Below are 26,276 nucleotides of genomic sequence, written 5' to 3'. Positions count from 1 at the left end.
CCGCGAGTGCAGTTGGAGAGTCGGCGCTACGAGCCCGAGGACAGCTCCTTCGCCGACGGCACCTTGTCCTTCACCTCGGCGCCCGCGCTCTTGCCCGCGTCCTTCACCGAGTTGATGACATCGTCGAAGGAGTTGACGGCGGCGCCGTCGCCCTTGCGCAGCTTGGACGGCAGGTCCTTCAGTTTGTCGATGCCGGCCGTGAGCGGCGCGACGGCCTTGGAGAGCAGCGGGTCGCCCTTCGCGTTCTTCACGGCCGCCTTCAGCCTGTTGTACGCGAACGCGCCCGCGACACCCGCCTTGACGAGGGCGAGCTTCCGCCCGTGGGCGCCCTTCTTGAACTTGCCCTTGCGGTACGGCTTCACGATCCACTGGTAGGTCGCGCCGGCCGCGAGCCCCGCGTTGGCCACGAAGCGCGTCTTGGCGAACTTCTGCTTCTCGGCGGAGCTGCTGGCGGTCGGTTCCGCCACATCCGCGGCCACGGTGGCTGACGCCTTGGCCTTCGTCGTGTCGTTGCTGCTGCACGCCGTCCCGCCCACGAGGAGCGCTGAGCTGACGGTGAGCGCCACGACGGCGCGGCGTATGGGCAGGGGGGAACCGGTCACGACAAACCTCCAGGGCGCGGTGCTGCTGCTCCCTGGCAGCGTCCCCCTTGCTCCAGGGCCGTGCCACTCGGGCGAGCCCGTACGGGTTTCACCCGCCGTGGAGCGGTAACCAGTGCTTCATGTCTCCCAGCCAAGCAACGCGAGGCACCAACCAAGCCGCGACGATCGTGATGGTCGTCGCAGACATCCTGGCCGCCATCCTCGGCCTGTGGATCCTGATGTACCTGCTGGAAGCCAACCGCGGCAACGACCTGGTGCAGTTCATCCACGACGCGGCCCTGTGGCTAGCCGGCTGGTCGCACGACCTGTTCACGTTCGACGACGAATGGGCGCGGGTGGTCGCGGGCTACGGCCTGGCGGCGCTGGTGTACCTGTTCGTCGGGCACTTCGTCGCCGGCCGGCTGCGCCGCTACTGAGCGGGGCTTCCCTCACAGCAGTCCGGTTCGAAGCCCGCCGGGAGGCGGCCGCCGAACACCGAGCAGGTGGCCTCGTCGCCGCCGAGCGCGGCGACGGCGAGCAGCACCGAACCGGCTGTCCACGCGGTCAGTTCCCTCGGCCAGACCGCCCGGTCGTCGAAGACGTAGCCGGTCCAGTACAGGCCCGACTCCGGGTCGCGCAGGTGCTGGATCGACTGGAGGATCTCCAGAGCGCGGTCGGACTCGCCCACCGCCCACAGGGCGAGGGCGAGTTCGGCGCTCTCACCGCCGGTGACCCACGGGTTGGGGACGACGCAGCGCACGCCGAGCCCGGGGACGACGAAGCGGTCCCAGGACGCCTGGATGCGCTCCTCGGCCTCGCTGCCGGTGAGGGCGCCGCCGAGGACGGGGTAGTACCAGTCCATCGAGTAGCGGTCCTTGTCGAGGAACCGCTCGGGGTGGCGGCGGATCGCGTGCCGCAGGCTGCCGGCCGCCAACTCCCAGTCGGGCTGCGGCTCTTCGCGCTCTTCGGCGATGGCGAGGGCGCACCTCAGCGCGTGGTGCACGGACGAACTGCCGGTCAGGAGCGCCTCGTCGACGGGTGTCCCGTCCGGCTCGCGCTTCCAGCCGATCTGCCCGCCGGGCTGCTGGAGCCGCAGGACGAACTCCATGGCCGCGTACACGGTGGGCCAGATGCGGTCGAGGAAGGCGTCGTCGCCGGTGGAGAGGTAGTGGTGCCAGGCACCCACGGCGACATAGGCGACGAAGTTCGTCTCGCGGCCGTGGTCGGTGATGTCACCGGCGTCGCCGTCGGCGTAGGCCGCGTACCAGGAGCCGTCCTCGTTCTGGTGGCGGGCGAGCCAGTCGTAGGCGCGCTCGGCCGCGTCGTGCTCGCCGGCCGCGTCGAGGGCCATGGCGGCCTCGGTGTGGTCCCACGGGTCGAGGTGGTGGCCGCGGAACCACGGTATGGCGCCGTCCTCGCGCTGCACGGCGAGGAGCCCGCGGACGGTCGCGGCGGCCTGCTCGGCGGTCAGTACGCCGGGCAGGACGAGGTGTTCGGTCTTCTCCGGGCTCGTCACGCCTCGGCCTTGGGCAGGTGCGGCTTGGTGGCGTACGCGACGAAGCTCTTGCCGACGACCGGGTTGAGGAGCTGCTCGGTCACCCGGGTGAGCGCCGGCTTCTTCATGATGTCCCAGACCAGGAGCTTGTGGTACGCCCGCACGGGCAGCGCCTTGTCGTTGTCGACGCCGAACGCGCACTTCAGCCACCAGTACGGCGAGTGCAGGGCGTGCGCGTGGTGGGTGCCGTACGGCTTGAGGCCCGCCTCGCGCATCTTGCCGAGGAGTTCGTCCGCCTTGTAGATGCGGATGTGGCCGCCCTCGACCTCGTGGTAGGCGTCGCTGAGGGTCCAGCAGACCTTCTCGGGGCCGTAGCGGGGCACGGTTATGGCGATGCGGCCGCCCGGCTTGAGGACACGGACCATCTCGGCGAGCACGCCCTTGTCGTCGGGGATGTGCTCCATCACCTCGGAGATGATGACGACGTCGAACGAGGCGTCCGGGAAGGGGAGGTTGAGGGCGTCGCCCTCCATGGCGGTGGCCGTGGCGCCCGCGGGGGCCTCACCGGCCTCCTTCATCGCGGCGAACCACTTGGCGACCTCGCGGATCTCCTCGCCGTTCTGGTCGAGGGCGACCACCTGGGCCCCGCGCCGGTAGCACTCGAACGCGTGCCGCCCGGCTCCGCAGCCGAGGTCGAGGACGCGGTCGCCTGCGGCGAGCGGGAAGCGGGTGAAGTCGACGGTCAGCACGTGGCCCTGCTTTCGCGGTCGGATCCTGCACGTTCGAGAGGGTGGGTGGCCGCGGCGCCGGTGGTCCGGCCGGCCGAGCGGGCGATGGACTCGCGGTAGAGCTCGGCGGTGCCGAGCGCCGCGCGGGCCCAGGTGAAGTTCCCGAGGACGCGTTCGCGTCCGGCGGCGCCGAGCCGCGCCCGCAGCCGCGGGTCGTCCAGGAGTCTGCCGAGCGCGGTGGCCAGCGCGCCCGCGTCGCCGGTGGGCACCGCGAGGCAGGTCTCCCCGTCGGGCCCGGCGACCTCGGGGATCGCTCCGCCGGTGGTGGCGACCAGGGGGGTGCCGGTGGCCATGGCCTCCGCCGCGGGCAGCGAGAAGCCCTCGTACAGGGAGGGCACGCAGGCGACCTCCGCCGACCGTACGAGGTCGACGAGTTCGGCGTCGGTGATGCCCTTGACGAAGGACACGGCGCCTTCGAGGCCGTACTTCTCGATGGCCGCGGCGACGGGCCCGTCCTCGGCGCGCTTGCCGACGACGACGAGGTGGGCGGCCGGGTTCTCGGTGCGGAGCTTGGCGAGCGCCTCGACGAGGAAGACGAGCCCCTTGAGGGGGACGTCGGCGCTGGACGTCGTCACGATGCGGCCCGGCACCTCGGCGACCGAGGGGTCCGGCGAGAACAGGTCGGTGTCGGCGCCGATGTGCACGACGCGGATCCGGTCCTGGCGCACGCCGAGGTGGTCGACGATCTCCTGGCGCGAGGTCCCGGAGACGGTGAGCACGGACGGCAGGCGGCGGGCGACGCGCTTCTGCATCCGCGTGAACGCGTACCAGCGCCGTACGGAGGCGCGCCGCTTCCAGTCGGGCGCGGCGTCGATCTCCAGCTGCCGGTCGACGGTGATGGGGTGGTGAATCGTGGTGACGAGGGGCGCGCCGAGCGCGGCGGGCCCGCCCAACAGGCCGTAGCCCAGCGTCTGGTTGTCGTGCACGATGTCGAACTCGCCGCGCCGCGCCCGCAGATGGCGCCGGGCGCGCAGCGAGAACGTGAGGGGTTCGGGGAAGCCGCCGGTCCACATGGTGCCGACCTCGAGCGCGTCCACCCAGTCGCGGTACTCGTCGCGCTTGGGGGTACGGAACGGGTCGGGGCTTCGGTACAGGTCGAGGCTGGGCAGCTCGGTGAGCCGGAGCCCCGACAGGTCCTCGCCCTCGTCGAGCACGGGGTACGGCTGGGAGCCGATGACCTCGACCTGGTGCCCGAGCCGGGCGAGTTCGCGGGACAGATGGCGTACGTAGACGCCCTGCCCGCCGCAGAACGGGTTCCCCTTGTACGTAAGGAGAGCGATGCGCAACGGACGGTCACCGTCGGCGGAGGACCCGGCCCGGGGGCCCGCCTCCATGGCCTCAGCGGTCACTCCTGGCCCCCTTCTCGCGGCACGTTCACGCGAGACTACGCGTGGGCGGTAATCTAGAACAAGTTTCAGAGTTGTCGGCTCTTTGATCCTTCAAGGAGCACAGAATCTACCGGCAGGTAGCCTCGCTGTAACGCTCGGATCAGGTGATTCGCGCCACGACGGAGCCCCCGCTCCCCTGCCATGATGAGCCTCTCGAAAGCACCGGATTACGGCTTGACAGCCACGGAACGGGACACATGACAGCGGAAGCGAAGACAGCACATCCGGCGTCGCCGCCCCTCACCGAGCGCCAGGAGGCGCGCCGCCGCCGCATCCTGCACGCAAGCGCCCAGCTGGCCAGCCGCGGCGGGTTCGACGCGGTGCAGATGCGTGAGGTCGCCGAGTCCTCGCAGGTCGCGCTCGGCACGCTGTACCGGTACTTCCCGTCCAAGGTGCATCTCCTCGTGGCCACGATGCAGGACCAGCTCCAGCACATGCACGCGACGGTCCGCAAGCGCCCACCCTCGTCCGACCTGCCCTCGGAGCGGGTCGCGGAGACCCTGATGCGGGCCTTCCGCGCGCTCCAGCGCGAGCCGCACCTCGCCGACGCGATGGTGCGCGCCCTGACCTTCGCCGACCGCAGCGTGAGCCCCGAGGTCGACCAGGTCTCCCGCCAGACGACGGCGATCATCCTGGACGCCATGGAACTCGACGACCCGACGCCGCAGCAGCTCTCCGCGGTCCGCGTCATCGAGCACACCTGGCACTCGGCGCTCATCACCTGGCTGTCGGGGCGCGCCTCGATCGCACAGGTGAAGATAGACATCGAGACGGTGTGCCGGCTGATCGACCTCACCACACCGGACGCGAAGAAGTAGGCGCCCCGGCGGGAAACCGGCCCCGGGGCCGCGAGCGGCACCGGGGCACGCGAAAAACCTACGAGACGGGTTCCCTGCGCCGGCATGGTCCGGATCAGGTGTTAGGGGTCGCCGTCCGGCTCTGCTACTGCCTTCCGGCCTCTCAGCCCTACCGTCGACGTCGGCCACGGCGGATGCCGTTTGCGTCACGCCACAGTCGGCTACTCCGGTGGGACTCCCTCACTCGCCTCATAGGCCAATTACCACAATAGACCGCCCATGTCATGACGCAACCCACCAAAGGGGATTTTTTTTAGTCTTCCGGCGGGAAGACCGGCTCGCCGCTGCCGAGGAGCGTGATCATGACGGCTTCCACGGGGCAGCCCTCCGCCGCCGCCAGGATCTTCTCGTTGGCGTCGCTCTCCGCCTCCAGGGGGCGGGACTGCCTGCCGGAGTCGAGACGGAAGGCGTCCGGGGCGTGGTGGACGCACTGGGCCGAGCCGATGCACACGCCCCGGTCGACCTCTACGTGCCAGCGGTCCCCCATCACGCCTCCCAGCCGGCCGGCAGATGGATCATCTTGTGCTCCAGGAAGGCGCTGTACCCCTCGGGCCCGAACTCCCTGCCGAGACCGGAGTTCTTGTAGCCGCCGAAGGGGCCGAGCATGTCGAGGCTGAAGGTGTTCACGCTGTACGTGCCGGTGCGCACCTGCCGTGCGACGTCGATGCCGTGCGCGACGTCGGCCGTCCACACGCTGCCGCTGAGCCCGTAGTCGGAGTCGTTGGCGATCTTCACCGCCTCGGCCTCGTCGCCGTACGGCAGCAGGCAGATGACGGGGCCGAAGATCTCCTCGCGGGCGATGCGCATCGAGTTGTCGACGCCGCCGAAGAGGGTCGGCTCCACGTACCAGCCGCGGTCGAGCCCGGCGGGACGGCCGCCGCCGGTGAGGATCTTGGCGCCTTCCTCCTGGCCGATGCGGATGTAGTCGAGGGAGCGGCGCTGCTGGCGCTCGGCGACCAGCGGGCCGACCTGGGTCGCCGGGTCGAGCGGATCGCCGACGACGAGCGCGGCCGCCGCCTCCGTGAGGGCTCCGGCGAACTCGTCGTAGCGCGAGCGGGGCAGGAGGATGCGGGTCTGGGCGACGCAGGCCTGGCCGTTGTTCATCCAGGCGGACTGGACGAGGCCGGGGACGGTCGTCGCGAGGTCCGCGTCCGGCAGGACGACGGCCGCGGACTTGCCGCCGAGTTCGAGGGTGACGTGGGTGAGGTTGCGCGAGGCGACCTCCATGACGCGCCGGCCCGCGGCCACGGATCCGGTGAAGGAGACCTTGTCGACGCCGGGGTGCCCGACGAGGTACTCGCTGACCTCGCGGTCCGCGGGAAGGATGGACAGGACCCCCTCCGGAAGGCCCGCCTCCTTCGCGATCTCGCCGAGCAGATACGCGTCGAGCGGCGACTCCGGCGACGGCTTGAGGACGACGGTGCAGCCTGCGAGCAGCGCGGGCGCGAGCTTGGCGGCGGCCACGAACTGCGGGACGTTCCACGGGACCACGGCCGCCACGACGCCGACCGGCTCGCGCCGCACGAGGATCTTCCCGAGCGCACCGTCGCGCGTCTCCTCGTACGTGAAGCTCTTCGCGACGGTGATCGCGGAGTCCCACACCATCATCGCGCCGAGGGCCTGCGCGAGGACGCTCCATGAGTACGGGGAGCCGTTCTCGGAGGAGATGAGGCGGGCGATCTCCTCGTGCCGTACGGCGATCGCGTCCTTGATCCGGGTGACGACCGCGATCCGCTCGTCGAGCGGGAGCCGCGGCCAGGGTCCCTCGTCGAACGCCCTGCGGGCGGCGGCGACCGCGCGGTCGACATCGGCGGGCGCGGCGTGCGGCACGCGCCCGAAGACCTCGCCGGTGTGCGGGGAGATCACCTCGATGACGTCCGTGCCGGACGGCTGGGTCAACTCCCCGCCGATGTAGAGCTGTCCGTGCTCCACGAACTCGTGCTCAAGCCGTTCCTCATGCCCGGTCATGACCGACCGCCTCTCGCGGGAAGTTTTCTGACACTGCATCAGAACCTCTGGAAACTGATACCAGTTCCAGTTCCAGGAGTCCACGGATCGGCACGGCGACCGTCGTGCAACAAGTCGACCCGGGCGACCATTGGAACAAGTTCTATTACAGTGGCGGGAGTTCGAGGTCGTCGTACGAGAGGTGGGGCCCGATGACGCAGGTGACCGACCACGGCGGAGGCGTCCGGTCCCTTCGGGTGCCGATCCCCGACAACCCGCTGGGCTTCACCCTGGTCCACCTCCTCGACACCGACCGCGGGCCCGTCCTCATCGACACCGGCTGGGACGACCCGGAGTCGTGGGACGCGCTCACCGAGGGCCTCGCCGCCTGCGGCACGAGCGTCGGTGAGGTGACGGGAGTCCTGATCACCCATCACCACCCCGACCACCACGGCCTGTCGGCCAAGGTGCGCGAGGCGTCCGGCGCCTGGATCGCCATGCACGAGGCGGATGTCTCCGTGGTGCGCCGCACCCGGGAGAACCCGCCGGAGCGCTGGTACGCGTTCATGGCCGCGAAGCTCGCCGCGGCCGGCGCCCCCGAGGAGCACATGGCGCCCCTGATCGCCGCCCGCGACTCGGGCCGGGCCCGCAGCCTCCCGGGCCTCGCCCCCGCGCTCCCCGACCGCACCATCACCCCGGGCGATCTGCTCGACCTGCCGGGCCGCCGCCTGCGCGCGATCTGGACGCCCGGCCACACCCCGGGCCATGTCTGCCTGCACCTGGAGGAGGACCACCCCGCCGGGCTCGCGGGCAACGGCCGCCTCTTCTCCGGCGACCATCTGCTCCCCGGCATCACCCCGCACATCGGCCTCTACGAGGACCCCGACGACGCCACGGTCACCGACCCGCTCGGCGACTACCTGGACTCGCTGGAACGCGTCGGGCGCCTGGCCCCCGCCGAGGTGCTCCCGGCCCATCAGCACACGTTCACCGACGCCCCCGCCCGCGTACGGGAGCTGCTCGACCACCACGAGGAGCGCCTCACCGGCCTGCTCACCCTGCTCGCCACCCCGCTCACCCCCTGGCAGCTCGCCGAGCGGATGGAGTGGAACCGGCCGTGGGAACAGATCCCTTACGGGTCGCGCACCATCGCGGTCTCGGAGGCCGAGGCCCATCTGCGCCGACTGGTGAAACTCGGCCGCGCGGAGGCAGTCGCCGGGAGCGACCCTGTGACGTATGCACCGGTCTGACCTACGCACTTGACCTGTGCTTTACCGGCGTTGCGCGATCTTTACCGGGTGTGCGAAACAGCCTGCCCGGCGGGCCTTCCGTCGCATGGTCGGCGGGTGGCAACAGGCGTAATGTCTGGCATCTCAGAACTGGACCGACAAGGGGGCGGCCACCGATGGCGCCGGACGAGGCCGTGGTCGGCTGTACGGGGAAGCTGGTCATCGCCACGCGCGGAGCCGACGGCCCGGGCGAGGTACTGGTGCGGGTGCGGGGCGGCAGCGAGACGTTTCTCGCGTGGTCCGACGAACCCATGGAGCGCGGGTCGACGGTCCTGGTGATCGAGTCCCGCGGCGCCCGCCAGGTCGTCGTCATGGCTTGGAGCGATCCGTCGCTCGACGACGAGCGGACCGACGGCTCCGGCGACACGGGTGACGCCCGCTAAGGAGACTGAAGGATGTTCGGATATCGCGTTCCCGCTCCCGATGAGGCGATGCTGATCTCGGGTGGCAGGCGGGGACTTGGGGGAGCGCCGTTCCGGGTCGTGACGGGCCATGGAAAATTCGTCCTGCCCGTCTTCCGCAAGACCCGCTTTCTGTCCTTGGCCATGTCCGAGGCCGAGGTCGTCGAGAAGTGCGTGACCCGGCAGGGCATCGCCCTGACCGTGCGCGCCGTCATCGCGTTCAAGGTCGGCAACGACACGGAGTCCATCGTCAACGCCGGCCAGCGGTTCCTGTCCGACCAGGATCAGATGTCGATCCTGACCGGCCGGATCTTCGCCGGTCACCTGCGCTCCATCATCGGCTCGATGACGGTCGAGGAGATCGTCACGGAGCGGCAGAAGCTCGCCGCCGAGGTGCTCGACACCTCGAAGGCCGAGATGGCGAAGATCGGACTGATCGTGGACTCGCTCCAGATCCAGTCCATCGACGACGGCAACACCGGCTACATCGACGCGATGTCCGCCCCGCACAAGGCGGCCATCCAGCGGCAGGCCCAGATCGCCCAGGCGCAGGCCACCCAGGCCTCGACCCAGGCGGAGCAGGAGGCCCAGCGCAACCAGGCCGAGTACGCGCGGCAGACCGCCGTCGTCCAGGCCGAGTACAAGGCCGAGGTGGACCGCGCGCAGGCGGCGGCCGCCCAGGCCGGGCCGCTGGCCCAGGCGCACGCCGAGCAGGAGGTCCTCGCGGCGCGCACCGAACTGGCCGAGCGGGCCGCCGAACTGCGCCAGCAGCAGCTGGTGGCCGAGGTCGTGAAGCCCGCGGAGGCGGACGCCGAGCGGATCCGCGTCATGGCCATCGCCGAGGCCGAGCGGATGAAGATCCAGGCCGCGGCCGCGGCGTCGTACGACCGGGTCGCGCTCGACCGGATGCTGATCGACCAGCTGCCGCAGATCGTGAAGGAGGCAGCCGGCGGTCTCAAGGGCGCCAACGTGAACGTGCTCAACGGCGCGGACGGCCTCGGTGAGATCGCGGCCGGACTCGTCGGCCAGGGGCTGACCATCCTCGACTCGGTCCGCCGCAACCTGGGCGCACCGGACGGCGACGCCAAGAAGAGCGGCGGCGAGATGGAGATCCAGCGGTACCTGGGGGCGGCATCGAGCCCGGTGGACGGCGGGGACAGCCCGAAGCGCCCGGGCGACGACGGGCCGGTCGACATCCGCTAGGCACTCCCGTCCGGAAAGGGCCGGGGCGGATCAGGTCCGCCCCGGCCCTTTCGGGTGCCCCAGGGGAGGCCCCCTACGGGCCGGTACAGTGGGCAGGTCGTCATCACGCGCGCACGGGGGGAAGCCGGTGCGAATCCGGCGCTGACCCCGCAACCGTGAACCACGTAGGTGGTGAGCCGGACTACCCCGTGCGGCGCGTGACCGGCTCGCGTCACCGGCACCGCCGGTGGCCGGCACCGTCGAGGCATACGGAGCCGGAGCCGCCCGGTGCCCGCGTGTGCCGTGCCGCCCGGCTCCCCGCAGGGAGAGGCACCCGCCCCACCATGAACATTCGCCGCAGCGCCGCGCTCGTGGCGGCCACCGCCGTCATCGGCATGGCCACCGCCCCGGCCGCCCTCGCGGACGGCTCCGCGCCCTCCGCGTCCCCCTCGGTGGCGATCCCCTCCGGGCTCTACGGGAAGGCCGACCCGACGTACGACGGTGTCTGGCGGCAGTCGATCGCGCTGGTCGCGCAGGACACCGTCGGTGTGAAGCCCGCCGACAAGGCCGTGGACTGGCTGACCGGGCAGCAGTGCACGAACGGCGGGTTCGCCGCCTTCCGCGCCGAGCCGGGCAAGGAGTGCGACAAGAAGACGCTCGTCGACAGCAACAGCACGGCCGCCGCGGTGCAGGCCCTCGTCGCGGTCGGCGGCCGCGAGGGCGAGGTCACCCGCGGCGTGGACTGGCTGAAGAAGGCGCAGAACGGCGACGGCGGCTGGGGCTACAACGTCGGCATGGACAGCGACGCCAACTCGACCGCCGTCGTGATCGGCGCGCTCGTCGCGGCCGGTGAGAAGCCCGCCGACGTGAAGTCGGGCCGCGGCAAGACCGGCCAGGACGCCTTGGCCGCGCTCGCGCTCCCCTGCTCCAACGGCAACGACGGCGGCGCGCTCGCCTATCAGCCCGACAAGAAGGGCAAACTGGCCGCCAACGCGGACGCCACCGCAGCCGGCGTGCTCGGCGCGCTCGGGACCGGCATGGCGCCCGGCAAGGGCAAGGCCCCGGACAGCTACGTCTGCAAGGACGGCAAGACGGCCGGGGACCTCGCGCACAACGCCGCCGTCTACCTCCAGGGCCAGCTCAGCACCCGCCTGTACCTGAAGGCCGTCACCCCGGGCAGCACCAAGTCGCAGCCCGACTACGGCAACACCGCTGACGCGGTCACCTCGATCGCGGCCGCCGAGGGCGTCAAGTACACGAAGGACCCGTACGCCTGGCTGGAGAAGAACGCCGGGGACTGGGCCGAGCAGTCCGGTCCGGCCGCCTACGCCCAGCTGATCTTCGCCGCGCACGCGACGGGCAACGACCCGCGTGACTTCGGCGGCACGGACCTGGTCAAGGCCCTGAACGCGACGGGCCCCGCGCCGTCCTCCACGAAGGCCGCCACGGCCGACGAGAAGAAGAAGGACGACGGCGGCGGCATCAGCGTCTGGTACGTCGTCGCCGTCGCGGCCGTCGCCGGTATCGGCATCGGCTTCCTGTTCAGCGGCCGCAAGAAGCAGCAGCTGTGACCACGTACCGCCGCCGAAACCTGGCCGTTCTCATATCGGGCGTGCTGTGTGCGCTCATCGCGGGGGCGGGCCAGGCGCAGGCGACCGGCTATCGCTACTGGTCGTTCTGGGACCGCGACGGCTCCGCTTGGGTGTACGCGTCGCAGGGCCCGTCGACGGCCCGCCCGTCGGACGGCGATGTGCAGGGGTTCCGGTTCTCCGTGAGCGAGGACTCGCAGGACTCGGCGAAGCCGCGCGGGGCTGCTTCCTTCGACGCCATCTGCGCGGATACTCCCGCGAAGGGCGGCGAGAAGCGGGTGGCGCTCGTCCTCGACTTCGGCACGGCGCAGGACGCGCCGTCCGGTGAGACGCCGCCGAAGCCGCGTACGGCGTGTGCGCGCGTCGCGGACGACGCGACCAGCGCGGAGGCACTCGCCGCCGTCGCGAAGCCGCTGCGCTACAACAACCAGGCGCTGCTGTGTTCCATCGCCGGCTTCCCGAAGACGGGCTGCGGCGAGCAGGTGTCTTCCTCCAAGGGGACTTCCGAGGGGGCCGGGCCGGGCAGGTCCAAGGACGCGGCTTCCGAGGGCGGTGGCCCCTCCGTCGGCCTGATCGCGGGCGGCGCCGCCGTCGTCGTGCTCGGCGCGGCCGCGGCCTGGCAGGCCCGCCGCCGGCGCGGCTGAGGCAGCCACGGCTGACGCAGGCACCTGACCACAGACACGGACACGACGATTCGATGAGCAGCACCGGCGCAGGTTCACCGCACCCCGCCCCGCGTACGCGCCTCGCGCGCGACCCGGGGACGGGGCCGTCCGCGCGCCGTCGTCCGCTCGCCGCGCCCCGGGCCCACCGCTCGAACGCGCTGCATCCAGGCGCCTGGTGGCTCTGGGCGCTCGGGCTCGGCACGGCGGCGTCCCGGACGACGAATCCGCTGCTGCTCGCGCTGCTCATCGGGGTGGCCGGGTACGTGGTGGCCGCGCGGCGCACGTCGGCGCCGTGGGCGCGCTCGTACGGGGCGTTCGTGAAGCTGGGGCTCGCGGTGATCGGGATCCGGCTGGTGTTCGCGGTGTTCCTGGGGTCGCCGATCCCGGGCACGCACCTGCTCGTCACGCTGCCCGAGGTGCCGCTGCCCGAGTGGGCGCAGGGGGTGCGGATCGGGGGCCGGGTCACGGTCGAGGGCCTGGTGTTCGCGCTGTACGACGGCCTGAAGCTGGCCGCGCTGCTGATCTGTGTGGGCGCGGCGAATGCCCTCGCGAGCCCGGCCCGCCTCCTCAAATCCCTGCCGGGCGCGCTGTACGAGGCCGGGGTCGCCGTCGTCGTCGCGATGACGTTCGCGCCGAACCTGATCGCCGATGTGCGGCGGCTGCGCGCCGCGCGCCGGCTGCGCGGCCGGCCCGACAAGGGGCTGCGGGGCCTGGCGCAGGTCGGTCTTCCCGTCCTCGAGGGCGCACTTGAGCGGTCGGTGGCGCTGGCCGCCGCGATGGACGCGCGCGGGTACGGGCGCACGGCCGAGGTCCCGGCCGCCGTGCGCCGGGCCACCGCGGTGCTGACGCTGGGCGGCCTGGTCGGGGTGTGCGCGGGTACGTACGGGCTGCTGACCGCGGACGGCGCGCGGTACGGGCTGCCCGTGCTGCTCGCCGGGGTGGCGGCCGCGCTCGGCGGGCTCTGGCTCGGCGGGCGCCGCTCGGTCCGCACCCGGTACCGGCCCGACGTGTGGGGCGTGCGGGCGTGGCTCGTCGCCGCGTCGGGGGCGGCCGTCGCCGCCGTGATGATCCGGGCCGGTTCCTACGATCCCTCGGCCCTGGCGCCCGGCGTCGTGCCGCTGGCCGCGCCGGCGCTGCCGCTGTGGCCCGCGGCCGGGGTGCTGCTCGGACTGCTCCCCGCGTTCGTGGCGCCCGCGCCGCCGCTCGCCGAAGCGCCCTCGAAGGAGGCTTCATGATCCGGTTCGAGGACGTCTCGGTGACGTACGACGGGGCCGCGACACCCACGGTCCGCAACATCGAACTCGACGTACCCGAGGGCGAGTTGGTGCTGCTCGTGGGCCCTTCGGGCGTCGGCAAGTCGACGCTGCTCGGCGCGGTGAGCGGGCTCGTGCCGCACTTCACCGGGGGCACGCTGAGCGGGCGCGTCACGGTGGCCGGACGCGACACCCGTACGCACAAGCCGCGCGAACTCGCCGACGTGGTGGGCACGGTGGGGCAGGACCCGCTCTCGCACTTCGTCACCGACACGGTCGAGGACGAGCTCGCGTACGGCATGGAGTCGCTCGGGCTCGCGCCCGACGTGATGCGGCGACGCGTCGAGGAGACACTCGACCTGCTCGGCCTCGCCGATCTGCGCGACCGTCCCATCGCGACGCTGTCCGGCGGGCAGCAGCAGCGCGTCGCCATCGGCTCCGTCCTCACCCCGCACCCGCGGGTCCTGGTCCTCGACGAGCCGACGTCCGCGCTCGACCCGGCCGCCGCGGAGGAGGTCCTCGCGGTGGTGCAGCGCCTCGTGCACGACCTCGGCACGACGGTCCTGATGGCCGAGCACCGGCTTGAGCGGGTCGTGCAGTACGCGGACCAGGTCGCGCTCCTCGCAGGACCCGGCGAGCCCCTGCTGCTCGGCGCGCCCGCCGAGATCATGGCCGTATCGCCGGTGTTCCCGCCGGTCGTGGACCTGGGCCGCCTCGCGGGCTGGTCACCGCTGCCGCTGACGGTGCGGGACGCGCGGCGCAGGTCCGGGGAGCTGCGGGAGCGCCTGGCGGGGCACGAGCCGCGCGAGCCTCATGAGCAGCCGCAGACCACCGCCTCCCCCGACTCCCGCCGGTCCCCGCTGCGCCGCACCCGCAAGCGGCCCGAGGTGGCCGCCGTCGCCGAGGTCGCGGGGCTCGCGGTGCGGCGGGGGCGCGTCGAGGCGCTGCGCCACGTCGACCTCACGGTCGGGCCCGGCGAGATCGTCGCCCTGATGGGCCGCAACGGCGCCGGCAAGTCCACTCTCCTGTCCACCCTGGTCGGCCTGGTCCGCCCGTCGTCCGGCACGGCCCTGGTGGGCGGGGTGGTCCCGCACCGCACGGGCCCGCGCGAGCTGATCCGTCGCGTCGGCCTGGTCCCGCAGGAACCCCGGGACCTCCTGTACGCGGACACGGTGGCCGCCGAGTGCGCCGCTGCCGACCATGACGCGGGCGCGGGTCCGGGCACCTGCCGCGCCCTGGTCTCGCGGCTGTTGCCCGGCATCGCGGACGACACCCACCCCCGTGACCTCTCGGAAGGCCAGCGCCTCACCCTCGCCCTGGCGATCGTGCTGACGGCCCGCCCTCCGCTGCTCCTGCTCGACGAGCCGACGCGCGGCCTCGACTACGCGGCGAAGGCCCGCCTGATCACGGTCCTGCGCGGCCTCGCGGCCGAGGGGCACGCCGTCGTCCTGGCCACGCACGACGTGGAACTGGCCGCCGAGCTGTCCCACCGCGTCGCCGTCCTCGCCGACGGCGAGATCGTGGCGAACGGACCCACGCCCGAGGTGGTCGTGGCCTCCCCCGCCTTCTCCCCCCAGGTCGCCAAGGCCCTGGCCCCGGGCCGGTGGCTCACGGTGGCCCAGGTCCGCGAGGCCCTGGAGTCCGCGGGCGGGCCGGAGGAAAGGGCATGAAGACCGCACCCAGGACCGGGCGCCCCGACCGCCAGGTCCGCGCCGTACGTCTCGGCCCCCGCTCCGTGGTGGCCCTGCTCCTCGTGAGTGCCGTGGGGGTGGCCGCCTTCGGGTGGCCGCTGCTCGCGGGCCCTTCGTCGCAGGTCAGCGCGCATGCGCAGGACGCGCCCTGGCTGTTCGCGGGGCTGCTCGTCCTCCTGGTGGGCGTGGTGGCGGCCGCCGTGTCCGAGGGCGGGGTCGGGCCCAAGGCGGTGGCGATGCTCGGGGTGCTTGCCGCGACGGGCGCGGCGCTGCGCCCGATCGGGGCGGGGACCGCCGGGATCGAGCCGATGTTCTTCCTGATGGTGCTGAGCGGGCGGGTGCTCGGGCCGGGCTTCGGGTTCGTGCTCGGGTCCGTGACCATGTTCGCGTCCGCGCTGCTCACCGGCGGGGTCGGTCCGTGGATGCCGTTCCAGATGCTGTCGATGGGCTGGTTCACGATGGGCGCGGGGCTGCTCCCCGGCCCGGACCGGCTGCGCGGCCGCGCCGAGGTGCTGATGCTGGCGGCGTACGGGTTCCTCGCCGCGTTCGCGTACGGCACCGTCATGAACCTGGCCGGCTGGCCGTTCCTGGACTCGCTGTCGTCGAGCGTCGCGTTCCAGGCGGGCGCCCCGCTGCACGAGAACCTGGTCCGCTTCCTCGCCTACTGCCTGGCCACGTCGCTGGGCTGGGACCTGGGCCGGGCGGCCCTGACCGTCGTCCTCACCGTCACCGTCGGCCCGGCGCTCCTGAGGGCGCTGCGGCGGGCCACGCGCCGGGCCGCGTTCGAGGCCCCGGTCACCTTCGAGGGCGCCGAGCCGTAGGGCTTCGCGCGCGCTGCGTCACCGAAACGTGCCCGCGCTGTGAAGCACCCCACGTGACCCACGTCACCTACGAGGCGCGGCCGTAGACGCGGTCGCTTGACGCGTCCCCACCAAAACACCCTCCGACCTGGGCAATGAGAGCCAGGTCACCCAGGGGGCATTTCGACCACATGCGACCCCAACTAGTAAAAGGGGTGATTGCCACCGTGGTCCGGGCCTGTTTCTCTGGAGGAGTCGCAAGGCGCCGACAGCCCCCGCCAGGGCCCCGGCGCCTCTGTACGCCGCAGGGCGTGCGAAGCGGCCCCTGCCCCCCACGGAAGGATCACGCTTTGTCCGCCACCATCCTCCGCCGCATCGCCGCTCCGAAGAAGGCCCTCGCCGGTGTCGCCCTGGCTGCCGCCACGGCCGGCATGGTCATGGCCGCCGCCCCGGCGTCGAACGCCGCGGCCACCTCTTCGCCGAAGGCGATCGCCCAGCAGAAGATGAGCGCCGAACAGTTCGCGTGCTTCGACAAGATCGTGTCCCACGAGAGCGGCTGGAACGTCAACGCGACGAACGCGTCGTCCGGCGCCTACGGCCTGGTCCAGGCCCTGCCCGCGAACAAGATGGCCTCGGCCGGCGGTGACTGGAAGAGCAACCCCGAGACCCAGATCAAGTGGGGCCTCAACTACATGAACGAGCGCTACGGCAGCCCTTGTGGCGCCTGGTCCCACTGGCAGTCCGCCGGCTCGTACTGAGCCCGGCCGGCTCCCAGCCGGCCTGAGAAGGCGGCATCCTCCCCCCGTGGGAGGGTGCCGCCTTCGTCGTGCGTTCCGGGCCGCCCAGGAGCGGGCCCCGCTACAGCCGCTGGATGATCGTGCCCGTCGCCAGTCCGCCGCCCGCGCACATCGTGATCAGCGCGAACTCCTTGTCCTGGCGCTCCAGTTCATGGAGGGCGGTGGTGATGAGCCGGGCGCCGGTCGCGCCGACGGGGTGGCCGAGGGCGATGGCCCCGCCGTTCACGTTGACCTTCGCCAGGTCCTGCTCGAAGACCTGCGCCCAGCTGAGCACGACGGACGCGAACGCCTCGTTGATCTCGACGAGGTCGATGTCCTTGAGCGACATGCCCGACTTGCCGAGCACGGCGCGCGTGGCGTCGATCGGCCCGTCCAAGTGGAAGTGCGGGTCGGCGCCGACGAGAGCCTGGGCGACGATCCGGGCGCGCGGCTTGAGCTTCAGGGCGCGCGCCATCCGCTTGGACGCCCACATGATCGCCGAGGCGCCGTCGGATATCTGCGAGGAGTTGCCCGCGGTGTGCACGGCGGTCGGCATGACCGGCTTGAGCCCGCCAAGGCCCTCCATGGTCGTGTCGCGCAGGCCCTCGTCCCGGTCCACGAGCCGCCACATGCCCTGCCCGGTGGCCTGCTCGTCCTCGTTCGTGGGCACCTGCACGGCGAACGTCTCGCGCTTGAAGCGCTCCTCGGCCCACGCGGTCGCGGCGCGTTCCTGGGAGATGAGACCTAGCGAGTCGACGTTCTCGCGGGTCAGTCCGCGGTGGCGCGCGATGCGCTCGGCGGCCTCGAACTGGTTGGGCAGGTCGACGTTCCACTCCTCGGGGAACGGCTTGCCGGGACCGTGCTTGGAGCCGGAGCCGAGCGGTACCCGCGACATCGCCTCGACCCCGCAGCTGATGCCGATGTCGATGACACCGGCGGCGATCATGTTGGCGGTCATGTGCGAGGCCTGCTGCGAGGAGCCGCACTGACAGTCGACGGTCGTGGCCGCCGTCTCGTAGGGCAGGCCCATGGTGAGCCAGGCCGTGCGTGCCGGATTCATGGACTGTTCGCCCGCGTGGGTCACCGTGCCGCCCACGATCTGCTCGACGCAGTCGGCGTGGATGCCGGTCCTGCCGAGCAGTTCCCGGTACGTCTCGCCGAGGAGATACGCGGGATGAAGATTGGCGAGCGCGCCTCCGCGCTTGCCGATCGGGGTACGTACGGCTTCGACGATGACGGGTTCCGCGGCCATGAGCTGTCGTCCTCTCCACACATTCCCGGACCGAACCAGAAGACGTAAGAACTAGAACGCGTACCAGTTCTCCGTGCAGTCTCGACGGTGCTACTCCCGGTACGCAAGGGTCGTGCACGTAACCGCACGCGCAATCGGGCCTACCACGGGTCTTGCCACTTGTAGAACCCGTTACTACCGTGCCGACAAGCTGACGCCCCGTCAGACCGTCACCGGGAGTTGCCCATGCCGTGCCCAGCGCTGCCCGAAGGGTTCGACTTCACCGACCCCGACCTCCTCCAACACCGTGTCCCCTTCCCCGAGTTCGCCCAGCTGCGGCAGACGGAACCGGTCCGGTGGATCGCCCAGCCGACCGGCATATCCGGCTTCGGCGACTCGGGCTACTGGGCCGTGACCCGGCACGCGGACGTCAAGTACGTCTCCACGCGCCCCGAGCTGTTCTCCTCGAACCTCAACACGGCCGTCATCCGCTTCAACGAGTCGATCAGCCGCGACCAGATCGAGGTCCAGAAGCTGATCATGCTCAACATGGACCCGCCGGAGCACACCCGGGTGAGGCAGATCGTCCAGCGCGGCTTCACGCCCCGCGCCATCCGCTCGCTCGAGGACGCCCTGCGCAACCGTGCGGGCTCCATCGTCGAGACGGCGCTCGCGAACGCCGCGCCCGACGGCTCCTTCGACTTCGTCACGAACGTCGCCGTCGAACTCCCGCTCCAGGCCATCGCCGAGCTGATCGGCGTCCCCCAGGACGACCGCACCAAGATCTTCGACTGGTCCAACAAGATGGCCGCGTACGACGACCCGGAGTACGCGATCACCGAGGAGGTCGGCGCAGAGGCCGCCATGGAGATCGTCAGCTACGCCATGAACCTGGCCGCCGCCCGCAAGGAGTGCCCGGCCAAGGACATCGTGAGCCAGCTGGTGGCGGCGGGGGACGAGGGGAACCTCTCCTCGGACGAGTTCGGCTTCTTCGTGATCCTGCTCGCGGTGGCCGGAAACGAGACGACGCGCAACGCCATCACGCACGGCATGCACGCCTTCCTCACCAACCCGGACCAGTGGGAGCTGTTCAAGCGGGAGCGCCCGGAGACGACGGCGGAGGAGATCGTCCGCTGGGCGACCCCCGTGGTCTCCTTCCAGCGCACCGCGACCCAGGACACGGAGCTCGGCGGAGCGCAGATCAAGAAGGGCGACCGGGTCGGCATCTTCTACTCGTCGGCCAACCACGACCCCGACGTCTTCGACCGCCCCGATACGTTCGACATCACCCGCGACCCGAACCCGCACCTCGGATTCGGCGGCGGAGGCCCGCACTTCTGCCTCGGCAAGTCGCTGGCCACGCTCGAGATCAACCTCATCTTCAACGCCGTGGCCGACGCCATGCCGGACCTGCGCCTGAGCGGCGACCCGCGCAGGCTCCGCTCCGCCTGGCTCAACGGCGTCAAGGAACTTCAGGTCAGCACCGGCTGACCGCGGGCGGCCGCACGCCGACCCAGGGAGGCAGGGTCCGTCCCCCTACGCCACGCCCCTGCCTCCCTGCCTCCCTGCCTCCCTGCCTCCCTGCGACACAAGCACCGCGCCGCGCTACGCGCCCGGTTCCGGGCACTCCGACGGCGAGGGACGCACCCGCGGTGCGCTGCGCTGCGCGGACCGTCTGACGACGCTGTGGCTGCTGTCGGACCCGGCGCTCCTCGACCGGCTCGCCGCCCGCGAACTCGCCCCGCTGTCCGGCCTGACCGGCAGCCGCCGGGGCCGGCTGATCGACACGCTGCGGGTGTGGCTGACCACGCGCGGCACGGCCGACCACGTCGGCGACATCCTGGGAGTGCACGCCCAGACGGTCCGCTACCGGCTGCGCAATCTGGACGCGCACTTCGGCGACCGGCTCACGGACCCCGAGCATCGTTTCGCCACGGAGGCGGCGCTGCGGGCCCGGCATCTTCAGGGTCACCGGCACCAGTCGGAAGACGCCTGACCCCCCTCTTCAGGGCCGATGATGTTCGGCCGGCAGCCGCGCGTGGCCGACCTCGCCCTTCGACTGCTCCGGGACGGCCCCGCTCGTGAGACGGGCGCGCGGGCCGCACAGCAGGTACGTGAGCCCGAAGCCCGCGCCGACGACCGTCGCGCCGCCCACGGCATCGAGCACCCAGTGGTTACCGGTCGCGATGATCGCGGAGATGGTGAACAGGGGGTGCAGCAGTGCGATCGCCTTCATCCACCACTTCGGGGCGAGGGTCGCGATGACGAGCCCGCACCACAGGGACCAGCCGAAGTGCAGTGAGGGCATGGCCGCGTACTGGTTGGTGAGCGCGGTCAGCGTGCCGTAGTCCGGCTTGGAGAAGTCCTGGACTCCGTGCAGCGTGTCGATGAAGCCGAGCGCGGGCATCAGCCGTGGCGGCGCCAGCGGGTAGAACCAGAAGCCGATCAGGGCGAGCACCGTGGCGAAGCCGAGCGCCGAGCGGGCCCAGCGGTACTGGGCGGGCCTGCGGACGTAGAGGATGCCGAGGACGGTCAGCGGCACGATGAAGTGGAACGACTCGTAGTAGAAGTTGAAGAACGACTTGAGCCACGGGACGTGCACCACCGCGTGGTTGACCCAGTGCTCGATGTCGATGTGGAGGAACTTCTCCAGGGAGTGGACCTGCGTGCCGTGCGCCTCGGCGGTGGCCCGGCCCCCGGTGGTCGTGCCGCCCGTGGCGGCGAGCCTGACCTGCTGGTACGCGTAGTAGCCGACGCGGATCAGAAGCAGTTCGAGCAGCAGGTTCGGACGGGTCAGGACCCGGCGCCAGAACGGCATGAGCGGGACCCGTGACCAGCGCGACGGGACGGGCTTCGCGTACTCGGTGGGGATGGGCGCGCGGTACTCGGGCGCGGTGCGGGACAGGAACGGGACGAGCGTGGCCGCGGCGACCGCGGCGATCAGCACAACGTTGTCGCGCAGCGGATCCGCGAGCGCCGTGCCCGGCAGCAGCATCCTCGCGGGGAGCGTCATCACGAGAATGACCGCGACCGGCCACACGTACCGGTCGGACGCCTTCTTGCCGACGCGGCCGACCACGGCGAGCAGCACCCACAGAAGCTGGTGCTGCCAGGTCGTCGGCGACACGGCGACGGCGACGCAGCCGGTGAGGGCGACGGCGAGGAGGAGCTGTCCGTCCTGCGCGTAGCGCACCGCGCGCCGCAGTCCGACGACCGCGACGGCGGCGCCGAGGAGCAGGAAGAGCCCGATCTCGAGGGGGCCCTCCAGGCCGAAGCGCAGGAGTGCGCCGTGCAGCGACTGGTTGGCGAGCCCGTCGGGGCTCGAACCGAGGCCCGCTCCCGCAAGGTGGTGCACCCAGTACGTCCACGAGTCGTGCGGCATCGCGGCCCACGCGAGGAGCGTGCACGCCGCGAACGTGACGCCCGAGGAGACGGCGGCGCGCCGCCGCCCGGTGAACCACAGGAGCGGCGCGAAGAGGAGGACGGTCGGCTGGAGGGCGGCGCCGATGCCGATGAGCAGCCCCGAGCTCTTCTCGCCGCGGGCGGCGAAGCAGCCGAGCAGGACGAGGAGGACCGGGATGATGCTGGTCTGGCCGAGATGCAGGGTGTTGCGCACCGGCAGCGACAGCATCAGGAGGCTGACCGCGACCGGGGCGGCGAGGAGCGAGGTACGCCGGGTGACGGGCTTGGGCAGGGCGCGCGCGGCGACGAGACCGAGGACGACGACGAGGCCGAGCGTCCCGAAGGTCCAGGCCCAGCCCAGCGCCTGCTCGGCGCCCCGCGCGAGCGGCTTCAGCACCAGTCCCCCGAACGGGGTACCGGTGAACCGGTCGGCATCGTAGAGGGAGCCCTTCACGTGGAGGACGCCTTCAGGACCGATCCAGGTCTCCAGGTCCGTGAGCCGCTCCCCGCTCGGGGTGCTCAGGACGGCCACGACCTGCCGCACCGCGAGCACGGCGGCGATCAGCCAGAGGCCCGCCCGGACCATGCCCAACCGCGCTGTCGCGGCCCCCGCCACCAAGGCTTTGCCCGGTCCATGCTCCACGTTTGCCACGCGCCGTCGGCCCTCCCGCCATGCGTACTGTCCCAAGAGGCTCGCACTACCCCCGGGGTGAGACGCAGGCAACCCCCGCTTCACCTGAGCGTCCACCGGTTTTTGACCGGAAGACGATGATGCGGGGCATGCGGGGTCTGCGTGGTTGCGGTCGAGGGCCGCGACAAAGCTCACAGATCTGTCCGTTTGCGTCGCGCCTGGGCCGGGGCGTCATGCCTGGCCGGACCCACTTTTCCCACGGTGCGCGACGGTTCGAACACTACCCGTAATGATCGCGAATGCCCCTATGGTCGATTTCTGGCCGCCCCGCCGTGGGCGGCTTCGTCCGTCCCCACGCGGACATGTCCCTGTCCCCGTTGAAAGCAGGCGAGCAGACCCTTGTCGAGTGCTCTAACCGTCGCATCCAGGACCAACGCCCCAGCGAAGGGCGCCTCCCCCGAGGTCACCGTCACCGATCCAGCGCTGGTCAAGCGCGCGGTCAAGGCGGCGGCGCTCGGCAATGCGATGGAGTGGTTCGACTTCGGTGTCTACAGCTACATCGCCGTCACCCTCGGCAAGGTCTTCTTCCCGTCGGGCAACCCCACGGCCCAGCTCCTGGCCACGTTCGGTGCCTTCGCCGCGGCGTTCCTCGTCCGCCCGATCGGCGGCATGGTCTTCGGGCCGCTCGGCGACCGCGTCGGCCGGCAGAAGGTCCTCGCCGTCACCATGATCATGATGGCGGCGGGCACGTTCGCGATCGGCCTGATCCCGTCGTACGCGACGATCGGTGTCTGGGCACCGATCCTGCTGCTCCTGGCCCGTCTGGTGCAGGGCTTCTCGACCGGCGGCGAGTACGGCGGCGCGTCCACCTTCATCGCCGAGTACGCGCCCGACAAGAAGCGCGGCTTCTTCGGAAGCTGGCTGGAATTCGGCACGCTCGCCGGATACATCGGCGGCGCGGGCCTCGTGACGCTGATGACGGCGCTGCTCTCCTCGGACGACCTGCTCTCCTGGGGCTGGCGCATCCCGTTCCTGATCGCGGGCCCGATGGGCATCATCGGCCTCTATCTGCGCATGCGGCTGGAGGAGACCCCGGCGTTCGCGGCCGAGCTGAAGAACGCGCACGAGTCGGAGAAGGCCCGGTCCAAGGTCAAGGTGCGCGACATGATCGCCGGCCAGTGGAAGGCGCTGCTCCTGTGCGTCGGCCTGGTCCTCGTCTTCAACGTCACCGACTACATGCTGCTGTCGTACATGCCGAGCTACCTCACCAGTGAGCTCCACTACGACGAGACGCACGGCCTCCTGGTGGTCCTGGCCGTGATGGCGCTGATGATGATCGTCCAGCCGTTCGCGGGCGCGCTCTCCGACCGTGTCGGCCGCCGCCCGGTGATCGCCGCGGGCTGTGTCGGGTTCCTCGCGCTGTCCGTCCCGGCCCTGCTGCTGATCCGCGAGGGCTCCCTGTGGGCCATCGCCCTCGGCATGGGCGCGCTCGGCCTGCTCCTGGTCTGCTTCACGTCGGCGATGCCGTCCGCGCTGCCCGCGCTCTTCCCGACCCGGGTGCGCTACGGCTCCCTGTCGATCGGCTTCAACGTCTCCGTCTCGCTCTTCGGCGGCACGACCCCGCTGGTCGTCACCGCCCTCATCGGGGCCACCGGGAACATGATGATGCCCGCGTACTACATGATGGCCGCGGCCGTCATCGGCGGTATCGCGGTGTGGTTCATGACCGAGTCGGCGCGCCGCCCGCTGCCGGGCTCGCCGCCCGCGGTCGAGCCCGGCGACCTGCCGCAGACCGCGACCGCTACAGCCGCGTAACACCCGCAACCGCGCTCCCCCGCGCCCCGTCTGCTCCTTCGCCGCACACGGCACGGACACACAGGGCGCGACATCGGGGGCCGGCATGAGAACCGCACAACCACTGACCATGAGGGCCAGGGCACTGCTGACAGCCCTGGCCCTCATGGCGTTCCAGATCGCCGCGCTCGTGTCGCCGGCGTACGCGTGCGGATGCGGCGCGATGGTGCCGCCCGCGGGCACGGACCTCACCGTGTACGACGAGACGTCCGCGGTGCGCTGGGACGGGCACAGCGAGCAGATCGTGATGAGCCTGTCGGTGAGCGGCAACGTGCGCGACGCCGCCTGGATCATGCCCGTACCGCACCGCGCGTCGGTCGAACTCGGCGACCCCGGGCTCTTCTCGCAGCTGAGCGACGTGACGGCACCGGTCGAGCGGACCCGGCACCACTTCTGGCCCGGCGCCGACGACTGGCCGTTCGACGGCGGGAGCGGCGACGGCGCCACGGCCGGCACCCCCGCACCCGGCGGCCCCGTCGAGGTGGTGGGCCGCGAGCACCTCGGACCGTTCGACGTCGCCCGCCTCACCGCGACCGACCCCGGCGCACTCGCCGGCTGGCTCGACGAGAACGGCTTCCAGCTCCCCGACCGCCTCGACAACGCGCTGCGCCCGTACGTCGACCAGGGCTGGGAGTACGTGGCGATCCGCCTCGCGCCCGCCGACGGCGACAGCGTGCTCGGCGGCGCCCTCGACCCGCTCCACCTCACCTTCGCCAGCGACCGACTCGTCTACCCCATGCGGCTGTCGAAGCTCGCCCGCACCGAACAGCACCTGCGCCTGTACGTGCTCTCCGCCCACCGCATGGAGCCGCGCTCCACGATCGGCGGCGACGCCCCGGAGGTCACGTACGCGGGCCGGATTCCGGCCAGGTCCGGCGGGCCACTGCCCGAATTCGCGGGCGGCGAGCGGTACTTGACCGCGCTCACCCAGGATTTCCCGCAGCCGTCACGCATTTACGACGACCACGAACTGCAGCGCACCGCGAGCGACGCCACGCACCGCAGCGTCGTGTGGGACGACGAAATCCTCACCGCCGGGGGCGTCCCGGTGTGGCTGCTCACCGCTGCGCTGCCCGTGGCCCTGCTCCTGCTGGTGACCGCCGTCCTCTGGTTCCGCCCGCGCTCCCGTCGGCCGGTGCCGCCCCCGCCGCCCGTGCACGCCCCGCCACCGCCCGGCTGAATCCCGTGCGGCCCGCCGCCCCGTACGCCCATCATGGGGCCATGGCTGAGCATGCATCCGAAGAGCAGTGGACCGCCGTCGACGACTACCTGACCGGACTCCTCGCCCCCGACGACGAGGCCCTGACGGCGGCCCTCGCGGACAGTGAGGCGGCGGGCCTCCCGCACATCGCCGTCGCCCCGAACCAGGGCAAGTTCCTCCACCTGATCGCCCAGATCCAGGGCGCGCGCCGCGTCCTGGAGATCGGCACGCTCGGCGGGTACAGCACGATCTGGCTGGCCCGCGCCCTCCCCGCCGACGGCGTCCTCGTCACCCTCGAGTACGACCCCCGGCACGCCGAGGTGGCCCGCGGCAATCTCGCCCGCGCCGGCCTCGACAAGATCGCCGAGGTGCGGGTCGGCCCCGCCCTCGACTCGCTGCCCGGCGTCGCGGCCGACCACCCCGACCCCTTCGACCTCGTCTTCATCGACGCCGACAAGGCCAACAACCCGCACTACGTCGAGTGGGCGCTGCGCCTGACCCGCCCCGGCAGCGTGATCATCGTCGACAACGTGGTGCGTGGCGGCCGCGTGACGGACGACTCCGGTGCGGCCCCCGACATCCGCGGCACCCGCGCCGCGCTCCAGATGATCGCCGACCACCCGAAGCTGGATGGCACGGCGGTCCAGACGGTGGGCAGCAAGGGTTACGACGGCTTCGCGCTGGCCCGCGTACTGCCGTAGTGCCCGTTCCTGACGCCCTGACGCTCTAACACCCTGACAGCCTGACGGATCATCAAATCTCGTGGTAGAAGCCCACGTTGACGCTGCGGGGCTCATTGCGGTCCAGGACCACGACCTCACCGGACGCACCCGGCGCGAGAGCCGCGGCCCCTCCGTACACGAGGGGCCGCGGCTCCCCGCCCGTCAGCGTGAGGCGCACCTCGGACGAGGGCTCGTCGTGCGAGCCGCGCAGCCAGAACACGGACCAGGCGCCGTCCTGCCCGCAGCGGAACTCCAGATGGACGCGCGAGACGAACAGCCAGTCGTCGGGCGTCGCGAGCCGGCACACGTTCCGGTCACGCCCCACGCGCAGCACGGCTCCCGGCTCGCTCGGCGCGTCGGCCATCAGCATCCCGGCCGTCGCACCCGCGTCCGCCCCCGCGACGGAGGCCATGGTCAGCTCCAGCACCCGCACAGCTCCTTCGGTCTTTCGCGGCCCGTCGGTACCGGGTCCGCCGACGCCGCATCCTAAGTTGTCCCCTGCCCCTACGGGATGCCCTCTGGGACAATGGGCC

24 protein-coding genes, 1 pseudogene and 2 riboswitches are annotated in these 26,276 nt (G+C 71.7%); of the genes and pseudogenes, 16 read left to right on the top strand and 9 right to left on the bottom strand.

Going from position 1 to position 26,276, the window contains the following annotated elements; all coding sequences use genetic code 11:
- Positions 1 to 26: 26 nt before the first annotated feature.
- Entirely contained in the window at positions 27 to 602 is a 576-nt protein-coding gene (locus tag OG698_RS31565) for a hypothetical protein (protein WP_406107041.1), read from the bottom strand.
- Positions 603 to 721: 119 nt separating this feature from the next.
- Between OG698_RS31565 and OG698_RS31560 the strand changes: the two genes are divergently transcribed.
- Positions 722 to 1,018: a hypothetical protein gene (locus tag OG698_RS31560; protein ID WP_266564765.1), complete on the top strand. Its 297-nt coding sequence runs from the start codon at positions 722 to 724 to the stop codon at positions 1,016 to 1,018.
- Here the strand turns inward: OG698_RS31560 and OG698_RS31555 are convergent.
- The 3 genes from OG698_RS31555 to OG698_RS31545 are packed head-to-tail and all read right to left on the bottom strand — an operon-like array spanning position 1,012 to position 4,213.
- Positions 1,012 to 2,097, bottom strand: coding sequence for a prenyltransferase (locus OG698_RS31555; protein WP_406107039.1), 1,086 nt, complete (start codon positions 2,095 to 2,097; stop codon positions 1,012 to 1,014). The two genes, OG698_RS31560 and OG698_RS31555, sit on opposite strands and share 7 nt — an antisense overlap.
- On the bottom strand, positions 2,094 to 2,825 hold the full coding sequence (locus OG698_RS31550; RefSeq protein WP_406107038.1) for a class I SAM-dependent methyltransferase: 732 nt from the start codon (positions 2,823 to 2,825) through the stop codon (positions 2,094 to 2,096). Before OG698_RS31550 ends, OG698_RS31555 begins: the two co-directional genes overlap by 4 nt.
- Positions 2,819 to 4,213, bottom strand: a complete 1,395-nt coding sequence (locus OG698_RS31545) for a glycosyltransferase family 4 protein (RefSeq protein WP_406107036.1) — start codon at positions 4,211 to 4,213, stop codon at positions 2,819 to 2,821. The genes OG698_RS31550 and OG698_RS31545 overlap by 7 nt, the downstream gene beginning before the upstream one ends.
- 236 nt (positions 4,214 to 4,449) lie before the next feature.
- On the opposite strand from OG698_RS31545, the gene OG698_RS31540 reads away from it, so the two are divergent.
- Positions 4,450 to 5,070, top strand: coding sequence for a TetR family transcriptional regulator (locus OG698_RS31540; RefSeq protein ID WP_100592000.1), 621 nt, complete (start codon positions 4,450 to 4,452; stop codon positions 5,068 to 5,070).
- Between the two features lie 54 nt (positions 5,071 to 5,124).
- A riboswitch (TPP riboswitch) is annotated at positions 5,125 to 5,301 on the bottom strand.
- A 61-nt stretch (positions 5,302 to 5,362) separates the two neighbouring features.
- Here the strand turns inward: OG698_RS31540 and OG698_RS31535 are convergent.
- Together OG698_RS31535 and OG698_RS31530 are read right to left on the bottom strand one after the other, a co-directional pair.
- Complete coding sequence (locus OG698_RS31535) at positions 5,363 to 5,596, bottom strand: ferredoxin (protein ID WP_406107034.1); 234 nt, start codon at positions 5,594 to 5,596, stop codon at positions 5,363 to 5,365.
- Entirely contained in the window at positions 5,596 to 7,077 is a 1,482-nt protein-coding gene (locus OG698_RS31530) for an aldehyde dehydrogenase (protein ID WP_406107032.1), read from the bottom strand. Before OG698_RS31530 ends, OG698_RS31535 begins: the two co-directional genes overlap by 1 nt.
- Before the next feature lie 191 nt (positions 7,078 to 7,268).
- Between OG698_RS31530 and OG698_RS31525 the strand changes: the two genes are divergently transcribed.
- The 9 genes from OG698_RS31525 (at position 7,269) to OG698_RS31485 (ending at position 16,684) form a co-directional block, all read left to right on the top strand.
- Positions 7,269 to 8,306, top strand: a complete 1,038-nt coding sequence (locus tag OG698_RS31525; protein ID WP_406107031.1) for an MBL fold metallo-hydrolase — start codon at positions 7,269 to 7,271, stop codon at positions 8,304 to 8,306.
- A 155-nt stretch (positions 8,307 to 8,461) separates the two neighbouring features.
- Positions 8,462 to 8,728 carry a hypothetical protein gene (locus OG698_RS31520; RefSeq protein ID WP_406107029.1) on the top strand — a complete coding sequence of 89 codons (267 nt, stop codon included), beginning with the start codon at positions 8,462 to 8,464 and terminating at the stop codon, positions 8,726 to 8,728.
- Between the two features lie 12 nt (positions 8,729 to 8,740).
- A complete protein-coding gene (locus OG698_RS31515) occupies positions 8,741 to 9,949 on the top strand; it encodes an SPFH domain-containing protein (RefSeq protein ID WP_406107027.1) in 1,209 nt (402 codons plus the stop codon).
- Between the two features lie 117 nt (positions 9,950 to 10,066).
- A riboswitch (cobalamin riboswitch) is annotated at positions 10,067 to 10,136 on the top strand.
- Between the two features lie 136 nt (positions 10,137 to 10,272).
- On the top strand, positions 10,273 to 11,499 hold the full coding sequence (locus tag OG698_RS31510; protein WP_406107025.1) for a prenyltransferase/squalene oxidase repeat-containing protein: 1,227 nt from the start codon (positions 10,273 to 10,275) through the stop codon (positions 11,497 to 11,499).
- Positions 11,496 to 12,161 carry an SCO2322 family protein gene (locus OG698_RS31505; protein WP_406107023.1) on the top strand — a complete coding sequence of 222 codons (666 nt, stop codon included), beginning with the start codon at positions 11,496 to 11,498 and terminating at the stop codon, positions 12,159 to 12,161. The genes OG698_RS31510 and OG698_RS31505 overlap by 4 nt, the downstream gene beginning before the upstream one ends.
- Before the next feature lie 53 nt (positions 12,162 to 12,214).
- Positions 12,215 to 13,417, top strand: a complete 1,203-nt coding sequence (locus OG698_RS31500) for an energy-coupling factor transporter transmembrane component T (RefSeq protein ID WP_406107021.1) — start codon at positions 12,215 to 12,217, stop codon at positions 13,415 to 13,417.
- Positions 13,414 to 15,105, top strand: coding sequence for an ABC transporter ATP-binding protein (locus OG698_RS31495; RefSeq protein ID WP_406107019.1), 1,692 nt, complete (start codon positions 13,414 to 13,416; stop codon positions 15,103 to 15,105). The genes OG698_RS31500 and OG698_RS31495 overlap by 4 nt, the downstream gene beginning before the upstream one ends.
- Positions 15,102 to 15,947 (top strand): ECF transporter S component, encoded by an 846-nt coding sequence (locus tag OG698_RS31490; protein ID WP_406107017.1) that lies wholly within the window; start codon positions 15,102 to 15,104, stop codon positions 15,945 to 15,947. Before OG698_RS31495 ends, OG698_RS31490 begins: the two co-directional genes overlap by 4 nt.
- 329 nt (positions 15,948 to 16,276) lie before the next feature.
- Positions 16,277 to 16,684 carry a transglycosylase SLT domain-containing protein gene (locus OG698_RS31485; protein WP_406107015.1) on the top strand — a complete coding sequence of 136 codons (408 nt, stop codon included), beginning with the start codon at positions 16,277 to 16,279 and terminating at the stop codon, positions 16,682 to 16,684.
- A gap of 100 nt (positions 16,685 to 16,784) precedes the next feature.
- Here the strand turns inward: OG698_RS31485 and OG698_RS31480 are convergent, their stop codons facing one another.
- Entirely contained in the window at positions 16,785 to 17,954 is a 1,170-nt protein-coding gene (locus OG698_RS31480) for a steroid 3-ketoacyl-CoA thiolase (RefSeq protein ID WP_406107013.1), read from the bottom strand.
- Positions 17,955 to 18,179: 225 nt separating this feature from the next.
- Here OG698_RS31480 and OG698_RS31475 point away from each other — a divergent pair, with 225 nt between their 5' ends.
- Complete coding sequence (locus OG698_RS31475; protein WP_406107012.1) at positions 18,180 to 19,424, top strand: cytochrome P450; 1,245 nt, start codon at positions 18,180 to 18,182, stop codon at positions 19,422 to 19,424.
- A gap of 169 nt (positions 19,425 to 19,593) precedes the next feature.
- A pseudogene (locus OG698_RS31470) lies at positions 19,594 to 19,929 on the top strand (helix-turn-helix domain-containing protein); the annotation flags it as partial.
- Between the two features lie 9 nt (positions 19,930 to 19,938).
- On the opposite strand, the gene OG698_RS31465 reads toward OG698_RS31470, so the two are convergent.
- Positions 19,939 to 21,987 carry a bifunctional glycosyltransferase 87/phosphatase PAP2 family protein gene (locus OG698_RS31465; protein ID WP_406107010.1) on the bottom strand — a complete coding sequence of 683 codons (2,049 nt, stop codon included), beginning with the start codon at positions 21,985 to 21,987 and terminating at the stop codon, positions 19,939 to 19,941.
- Between the two features lie 378 nt (positions 21,988 to 22,365).
- Between OG698_RS31465 and proP the strand changes: the two genes are divergently transcribed.
- The 3 genes from proP (at position 22,366) to OG698_RS31450 (ending at position 25,722) form a co-directional block, all read left to right on the top strand.
- Complete coding sequence (gene proP, locus OG698_RS31460; RefSeq protein WP_399980489.1) at positions 22,366 to 23,781, top strand: glycine betaine/L-proline transporter ProP; 1,416 nt, start codon at positions 22,366 to 22,368, stop codon at positions 23,779 to 23,781.
- Between the two features lie 109 nt (positions 23,782 to 23,890).
- The gene (locus OG698_RS31455; protein WP_406107008.1) at positions 23,891 to 25,000 is read left to right on the top strand and encodes a DUF2330 domain-containing protein; all 1,110 of its coding nucleotides are present in this window, start codon (positions 23,891 to 23,893) and stop codon (positions 24,998 to 25,000) included.
- 41 nt (positions 25,001 to 25,041) lie between these two features.
- Positions 25,042 to 25,722, top strand: coding sequence for an O-methyltransferase (locus tag OG698_RS31450; RefSeq protein ID WP_406107006.1), 681 nt, complete (start codon positions 25,042 to 25,044; stop codon positions 25,720 to 25,722).
- 52 nt (positions 25,723 to 25,774) lie between these two features.
- Here the strand turns inward: OG698_RS31450 and OG698_RS31445 are convergent, their stop codons facing one another.
- Positions 25,775 to 26,170, bottom strand: a complete 396-nt coding sequence (locus tag OG698_RS31445; RefSeq protein WP_329573601.1) for a hypothetical protein — start codon at positions 26,168 to 26,170, stop codon at positions 25,775 to 25,777.
- Between the last annotated feature and the right edge of the window lie 106 nt (positions 26,171 to 26,276).

Origin of the sequence: Streptomyces sp. NBC_01003, from assembly GCF_045162695.1 — a bacterium.
GTDB lineage: Bacteria > Actinomycetota > Actinomycetes > Streptomycetales > Streptomycetaceae > Streptomyces.
This window is presented reverse-complemented; position numbering and strand designations above follow the sequence as displayed.